Source organism: Myxococcus sp. AB025B, from assembly GCF_006518215.1.
Taxonomy (GTDB): Bacteria; Myxococcota; Myxococcia; order Myxococcales; family Myxococcaceae; genus Myxococcus; species Myxococcus fulvus.
The window spans coordinates 23,601-30,452 of record NZ_SRLW01000100.1; the positions used below are offsets into that span (position 1 = coordinate 23,601).

The following is a 6,852-nucleotide window of genomic DNA, read 5'->3' on the forward strand; positions in this document are numbered from 1 at the left end:
AGCGAAATCTCACGCTTCTACGGCAGGAGCCCTCGCACGAACTGCACGTAGACGAACACCAGGGGTGCGTTGAAGAGCAAGGCGTCGATGCGGTCCAACACCCCACCGTGCCCCGGGATGAGGAACCCCGAGTCCTTCACGCCGTACGCCCGCTTGAGCATCGACTCGCACAAGTCACCCACGGGGCCCAAGAGGCCGCCGGCGATGCCCAGGATGATGCAGTCCCATACGGTGAAGACGGGGAAGAAGAACCCCCGGGCGATGAACATGCCGCCCACCGAGCCGAGCATGCCGCCGAAGAAGCCCTCCCACGTCTTGTTCGGGCTCACCTCGGGGTAGAGCTTGTGGCGCCCCATGAAGCGGCCGAAGAAGTAGGCGGCGGTGTCGTTGGCCCACGTAATCGTCAGCGCGCAGATGACCCACGCGAGGCCATGGTCGGGCAGCAGGCGCAGCGCCGACAGCGCGGTGAGGCCCACGGCGCCGTACAGGAAGCCGTTGACCAGGTGGGCGGTGCGCGTGGGGGCCTCGGCGAGCGGGCCCTTGAACAGGTGGAAGATCCACGCGAAGAACGCGAAGACGATGGTGAGCCAGAAGGCCGTCTCACCCGTGCGCGCCGCGTCCCTCAAGGGCAGGAAGGGCAGCACCGCCGCGAAGGCCATGCCCACCCACGCGGCCGCGTTCAGCCGCTTCTGCACGATGAGGTAGTACTCGCCCACGCACGCCGCGGCGGCGAGTCCGAGCAGGCCCGCGCTCCACACGCCCCCCAGGAAGAGCAGCACCAGCACCAACGGAAGGAGCGTCAGCGCCGTCACGATGCGGATGACGAGGTTCTTGTTCTTGTCGTTCACGCCTTGGCCCGCTGAGGGGGGTCGTCCCGCTTCACCTGCGCCGTCGTCAACCCGAAGCGCCGCTCACGCTGCTGGTACTGCGACACGCAGCGCAGGAACTCGTCGGTGCGGAAGTCCGGCCAGAGCGCGTCGGTGAAGCACAGCTCCGCGTACGCCATCTGCCAGAGCAGGAAGTTGGACACGCGCAGCTCGCCGCTGGTCCGCACCATCAGGTCCAGGGGCGGCAGGCCGTTGGTCCAGAGGAAGGACTCGAAGTCGGCCTCCTCGACGCGGTCCGCCGCCAGCTCCCCCCGGGTGATGGCCTGGGCCATCCGCTGGGCGGCGCGGAGGATCTCCTCCCGGCCGCCGTAGGACAGCGCCAGCGACAGCACCATCCCCGTGTTGTGGCGGGAGTCGGCGATGAGCCGCTCGAGCGGATCCTTCACGAACCGGGGCAGCCGGTCCACGTCACCCACCGCGTTGAGTCGGATGCCGTTGTCGAGGATCTCGGCGCGCTCGCGCTCCAGGTAGTCGCGCAGCAGGTCCATCAGGCCCGCGACCTCCTCGGCGGGGCGGGCCCAGTTCTGCGAGGAGAAGGCGTAGAGGGTCAGGGCCTGGATGCCCAGGCGGCGGGCGGTGCGGGTCACCTCACGCACACTGGCGCTACCCTCGCGGTGCCCCTCCAGTCGGTCCAGACCCCGCGACTCCGCCCACCGACCGTTGCCATCCATGATGATGCCCACGTGGCGCGGCATGGGCCGGGCCTTGACCTGATTTTCGAGGGCGGAAACCACTAGGGGGCGTTCCATTCGAGCCGCGCACCCTACCGGCGACACCGCGCCGCGTCCACGCCAGCGTGGCCCAACCGTCACCCCCGGCCCCTGGTCGGTCGCCCGGCCCCGGTGAGCGGCCGCGGGGCTCGCGCGCATGTGGGCACAGGTGCGCGAGCCCGGGGAGGGGGCTCAGGATTCGGGCCAGTTCGGGCGGAGGGCCTCGATGGGGCTCTGTCCCCAGGTGGCGTACCGGGCCTCGTCGGCGACGGGGTAAGGCAGCCCGTGGGTGCGAGTGAAGTGATCCACCCAGTGCGGCTGGGAGCCGTCCACATCGGTGAAACCGTACTCGCGGGCCAGGGCCCAGGAGCTGTGGACGCGGCCGGCCTTGGAGGCGACGTTCGGGTCGGCGGCGAGCGCGGCGACGGCGCGGCCCACGTAGGCGGGCGTCTCGGAGGCGATGAAGTCCGGGTCGACCTTCGTGCCATCGCGCCAGTTGGCCTCGGTGACGCCGAAGTGCTCGAGCATCTCCTCGGAGCGCAGGAAGCCCGGCGTCACGGCGAGCGCGGTGAGGCCCGTGCGGCGCAAATCACGCGACATGGCGAAGGCGAGCCGGATGACGGCCATCTTCAGCACGTCGTAGAGGACGTGGCCCCGGTAGGCGAAGTGGTCTCCGTCGGTGATTTCGACGATGAGCCCCTGGTTGCGCGGGAGCATGAGGGGGACGGCGTGGCGGCTGGTGATGACGTGCGTGAGCACGGCGCGCTCCAACATGGTGCGCGCGTCCGGGATGGACTGCTTCCAGAAGGGCTGGCCGAAGTGGGTGAGCCGGTCGCAGCCCCAGATGTCGTTGACCAGGATGTCCAGGCGGCCCTGCTCCTTTTGGATGCGCTCGCACAGGGAGATGACCTCCTCCTCCACGGTGTGGTCGCAGCGCACGGGGATGCCGTGGCCACCGAGCGCTGTGACCTGCTCGGCGGTCTCCTCGAGGGTCTCCGGGCGGGAGTCTCCCGAGGCGGGTCGGCCCCGGACGCTGCGACCGGTGCAGTAGACGGTGGCGCCGGCCTCGCCCAGGCGGGTGGCGATTCCGCGGCCCGCGCCTCGGGTGGCGCCGGCGACCAGGGCGATGCGGCCTTCGAGTGGCTTCTTCATGGGGTGTCTCCTCACGGACCGACCGGGGTGGTCGGCGATGGGGCCCACCGTACGGGGGCAATATGACAACCTCTGTCATGTTGGTTCCGTACCGTTCACGGCGGAGGTCTCAAGATGCGCGCCGACCGACTCGTCAGCCTGATGATGCTGTTGCAGACCCGCCCCAAGCTGACAGCGGGCGAGCTGGCGCGTGAGCTCCAGGTCTCCGCGCGGACCATCCATCGAGACCTCGACGCCCTGTCTGCCTCGGGCGTGCCCGTGTACGCGACGCGCGGCTCCGAAGGCGGCGTGGCGCTGCTCGAGGGCTGGAAGACGCAGCTGACCGGCCTGACGCGCGCGGAGCTGCACGCGCTGGCGGCGATGAGCGCGGCGCCGGGAGGGTTGGGGGACATCGGGCTGAGCGCGCCGCTGCGCAGCGGGTTGGTGAAGCTGGCGGCGGCGCTGCCCGCGTTGCAGCAGCCGGCGCTGGAGTACGCGAGGCAGCGGCTGCACGTGGACGCATCGGGTTGGTTCGCGGAGCGGGAGTCCGTGCCCCATCTGGAGGAACTGCGCGAGGCGGCGTGGGAGAACCGGCGGGTGTCGCTGAGGTACCGGGACTTCGATGGGAAGCGTGGGCGGCGGCAGGTGGAGCCGTACGCGCTCGTGCTGAAGGCGGACCGCTGGTACCTGGTCGCGGGGACGGAGGCCGGCACGCGGGTGTACCGGGGCTCGCGCATCGATGGAGTGAAGGTACGGCCGGAGACCTTCGAGCGCCCCGCGCGGTTCGACCTGCCCGCGTTCTGGAAGGAGTGGTGCGCGCGCTTCGCGCAGAAGCGGGCACAGTATGAGGTGACCCTGCGATTGACGCCGGAGGCGGAAGGCCTGCTGCGGCGGATTCGCCCTCCGGTGGATGGCGTCCGGTTCGACACGGGGGATGCTACCCACGGACGAAAGACAGTCACCCTCGACTTCGAGCGTGAGTCCATCGCGATGGACCAGTTGTGCGTGGTGGGCCAGGGATTCGAGGTCATCGAGCCCATGGCGCTCCGAGTGCGGTTCATTGCCTTGGCGAAGGCGGTCCTGGAAACCCACCACGGTGCGGGCTGACGGCTGGGATGTCCCGGGAGCCATGTAAGCCTCCCGGAGACATGAGCAAGCATCAAGTCCGGGGCTTTCCAAAGGGCGGGCTCAATTGGTTTCGACATTCCGGCCAGGGTCCACCACGACAGGCACCCCGCAATGCCTCGCGCCATGTCGTTCGCCGGGCGATTGCGCTCGCGGTCCTACCCACCGGTCGCGCGTTTCGGTTTGAGATTCCAAGTGAGGCGAGGGGCGATGTTCGCAACCACGCTGACCGCTCGCCAAACAACTCTTCCAACTGCACGTTCGAACCGCTAACCTTCTGCGGCTAATCACAAGACCGGCCAGAGGGTTCTATGAATCGAAAGAAGCAACTTGTTGCCGTCATCGGTTCCGCGGCACTCGTCAGTGCCTGTGGACACTCAGCCGCGTCTGTTCGCGCCGCAGCCTCCCCCGTCGCCCAAAATGGCGATATTCAGTGGGAAGTGGTCGACCGCTTCCGCTTGGTAAAGGGTGAAGGCAGCACGGAGGATTTGGCTCGCCGATTTCAATTCTATTACGACGAAGTCAGCGGGCAGATCAACAACGAGGGGCTTCCTGAAACGTACTGGGATGAAGCGAACGAGCGGTACGAAGACGAGTACCTGCAGGTCAGCTCGTGGAAAGTGCGGCTGAACGCAGGCACGACGGGCAAGTGTCAGTGGAAAGTCGCGGGCTCCGCTCCGGTTGAAGATGAATGTGACGGGCACGTCGTTGAAGTGAAGGCGCCAGACACCGGCGTCGAGGTCACCCGGCCAGATGGGTCCTCAGCGACGGCGGTGGTCAGTCCTCGTGACATACTCATTGCCTCTCTCGGGGACTCCTACTCCTCAGGCGAAGGTGTTCCCGATCTTCGCCGGTACGCGGGGGTCCTCTTCTGGCGATGGACAGACGAGAAGTGGATCGATCGGCGCTGCCACCGGTCACTTTTCTCGGGTCCCGGACTCGCCGCGCTGATGTACGCGAAGACGAATCCGCACGTCTCGGTGACCCACCTGACTTTCACCTGCTCTGGTGCGTTGCTCGATTCGGGCCTCCTGGCTCCCTACCCCGGTGCAGAGAAGCGCACTCCAGCGCTTCCCGCTCAGGTCGAGGCGCTCAAGAGCGCATTGACGAAGGCGAACCGGGTACCCGAAATCCTCACTATTTCTGCAGGTGGCAATGACATCGGGTTCGCAGACATCGTCCTTGCTGCGGCGACCGGGAGCGTCAAGACCGTCGAGGAGACCATCGAGCAACGGGTCGAACCAGGCATCGCCAGCGTCGTCAGCAACGCGAGTGTCCTGAAGAGGCAACTCGAAAAGATCGGCGTCCGCTCCCCCGAGACCACTATCCTGGTGACGGAATACCCCAACCCGACCAACCTCTGGCGGCTCCCCGACACCAAGGACAGTTCGGCTGCAGTTGAAGGAAAGTCGCCGAAAACCTTCAAGGAGAGCTGCGCTCCGCGCAAAGGGGTTATCAGTTTCCTGCCGGGAGCCTGGGGAATCGGGAAGGTCTGGCAGATCTCGGCGGAGGAGCTTGAGCGGATTGAGGCGCGTGTCGCCACTCCCCTAAAGACGATGTCAGCGAACCTTGCGCAGGAACTCGGAGCGACGCTCGTCACGGGGGTTGACGAGGAGTTCAGACATCATGGGTACTGCGCTCCGGGGCTTTTCCCACTCGATGAGTCTCACCGCGTGCGTTGGATCAACACGGTTCGCGACTCCTTCCGGATGACCGGAGGACTCAACGGAGCGATGCACCCGAATATCCGGGGACAAGACTCGATTGCCCGTCACCTGCTCACCGCAATCCTTAACGCGGAGTGCACGTCTGGGCGGATCGCAGCGGGCACGGCGCTGCATAGCAATCTCTGCACCAGTGACGCATGGAAGTCCGGCCTGCCCGGATTCGACGCCACTCAGCGAACGCCCACTGGAGAGAGATTCTCCGAATAGCCATGTTTCGGATGATGCCCACGTCTTGTCGAGTTGTGCGATGGTGGGGACAACAACTGTGACAACAGCGTGGACGAGGGATTCTCCAACCTCGGCGCCGCGTGCATGGACGCCATCCCCCATGCATGGGCGCGTCTCAAGGCGACCCACAGATAGACAGCGCCCTCTGCGTCGCATCGTCGCCAGGCCCGGCCGACGGCGGCGTGAGCCTACTCCGCTTCGAAGTTGTGCTTGATGACCTTGGTCTCCCCTGCCCCCACCTCGACGGTGACGTGTTGTGTCTTGTGGAGCTCGGGGTTGTGCAGCTTGATGCGGTGTTTTCCCGCCGGGACTTCCTTGGGGGCGAACGGCGTCGGCCCCAATTCCTGGTCATTCAGCGTGACGACGGCATAGGGCCGGATGCGGAACTCCAGTGTCCCCTTGCCCACGCGCACCGGAGGCTTCGCACGGGCCGCGGGCTTCGCTTCGAACACGGGAATCTGCGAGGGCTTCTGCCCCACGGGGCTCGCGGCCCCTTGCGCCGGCCGAGGAGCGACGGCGGCCGGCGGTTCCACGTTGGCTCCTCCCGCCTGCGCCACCCTGGGAGGCTTTGCCTGCGCCGGCTCCGTTCCCTTCACGACCTCCACCGGATTGCCAGCAGGCGCTTCGGTGGGCTGCGCGACCTGCGCACGCTCGGGCAGAACCTCCTGCCCATTGGGGGCCTGAACCACCGGGGCCGCCACCTCGGGTGACTTCGCGACCTGGGCCACGCCCTCGCGCACAGGCGCCGTCACCGGCTCGCGCTTCGTCACGACCGGCAGCGGCGGCGGATTCACGAACTTCGGAGACTCCTCGCGCGTGGCCAGCACCAGACCACCACCGACCACGAGCACCCCTCCCGCCGCCATGACTCCGAGCAACCACCCACGCCCCGGGCCCATCGGCGCGGAGACCTGCACCCCCGTGGAGATGTGGTCCTCATCCGACGCCCCCGCGTCCGTCCGCACGCGGTCATTCGCATCCCGCTCGACCTCGGCGCCCTGGGCCACCTCCGCGCCCCCCGCGAGCGCCGCGGCCTTCCACCCG

Annotated in this window: 6 protein-coding genes; 2 read left to right on the top strand and 4 right to left on the bottom strand. The window is 67.4% G+C overall.

Annotation, left to right across the window (positions count from 1 at the left end):
- Positions 1-17: 17 nt before the first annotated feature.
- From FL311_RS18475 to FL311_RS18485, 3 genes are all read right to left on the bottom strand, one after another.
- Positions 18-848 (bottom strand): phosphatidate cytidylyltransferase, encoded by an 831-nt coding sequence (locus FL311_RS18475; RefSeq protein WP_141326589.1) that lies wholly within the window; start codon positions 846-848, stop codon positions 18-20.
- Positions 845-1,636 carry an isoprenyl transferase gene (locus tag FL311_RS18480; RefSeq protein ID WP_141326591.1) on the bottom strand — a complete coding sequence of 264 codons (792 nt, stop codon included), beginning with the start codon at positions 1,634-1,636 and terminating at the stop codon, positions 845-847. The genes FL311_RS18475 and FL311_RS18480 overlap by 4 nt, the downstream gene beginning before the upstream one ends.
- A gap of 153 nt (positions 1,637-1,789) precedes the next feature.
- Positions 1,790-2,749: an SDR family oxidoreductase gene (locus tag FL311_RS18485; RefSeq protein ID WP_141326593.1), complete on the bottom strand. Its 960-nt coding sequence runs from the start codon at positions 2,747-2,749 to the stop codon at positions 1,790-1,792.
- 114 nt (positions 2,750-2,863) lie between these two features.
- Between FL311_RS18485 and FL311_RS18490 the strand changes: the two genes are divergently transcribed.
- Positions 2,864-3,835 (top strand): YafY family protein, encoded by a 972-nt coding sequence (locus FL311_RS18490; protein WP_141326595.1) that lies wholly within the window; start codon positions 2,864-2,866, stop codon positions 3,833-3,835.
- Between the two features lie 329 nt (positions 3,836-4,164).
- Positions 4,165-5,787, top strand: coding sequence for an SGNH/GDSL hydrolase family protein (locus FL311_RS18495; protein ID WP_141326597.1), 1,623 nt, complete (start codon positions 4,165-4,167; stop codon positions 5,785-5,787).
- A gap of 209 nt (positions 5,788-5,996) precedes the next feature.
- Here FL311_RS18495 and FL311_RS18500 read toward each other — a convergent pair.
- Positions 5,997-6,852 (bottom strand): PEGA domain-containing protein (locus tag FL311_RS18500; protein WP_141326599.1); only part of this gene is annotated, 856 nt, incomplete at its 5' end.

What these genes read in the sequence shown, in the direction of transcription:
- FL311_RS18480 (WP_141326591.1), bottom strand. Translation starts at nt 1,636, where the DNA reads ATGGAACGCCCCCTAGTGGTTTCCGCCCTCGAAAATCAGGTCAAGGCC.
- FL311_RS18485 (WP_141326593.1), bottom strand. Translation starts at nt 2,749, where the DNA reads ATGAAGAAGCCACTCGAAGGCCGCATCGCCCTGGTCGCCGGCGCCACC.
- FL311_RS18490 (WP_141326595.1), top strand. Translation starts at nt 2,864, where the DNA reads ATGCGCGCCGACCGACTCGTCAGCCTGATGATGCTGTTGCAGACCCGC.
- FL311_RS18495 (WP_141326597.1), top strand. Translation starts at nt 4,165, where the DNA reads ATGAATCGAAAGAAGCAACTTGTTGCCGTCATCGGTTCCGCGGCACTC.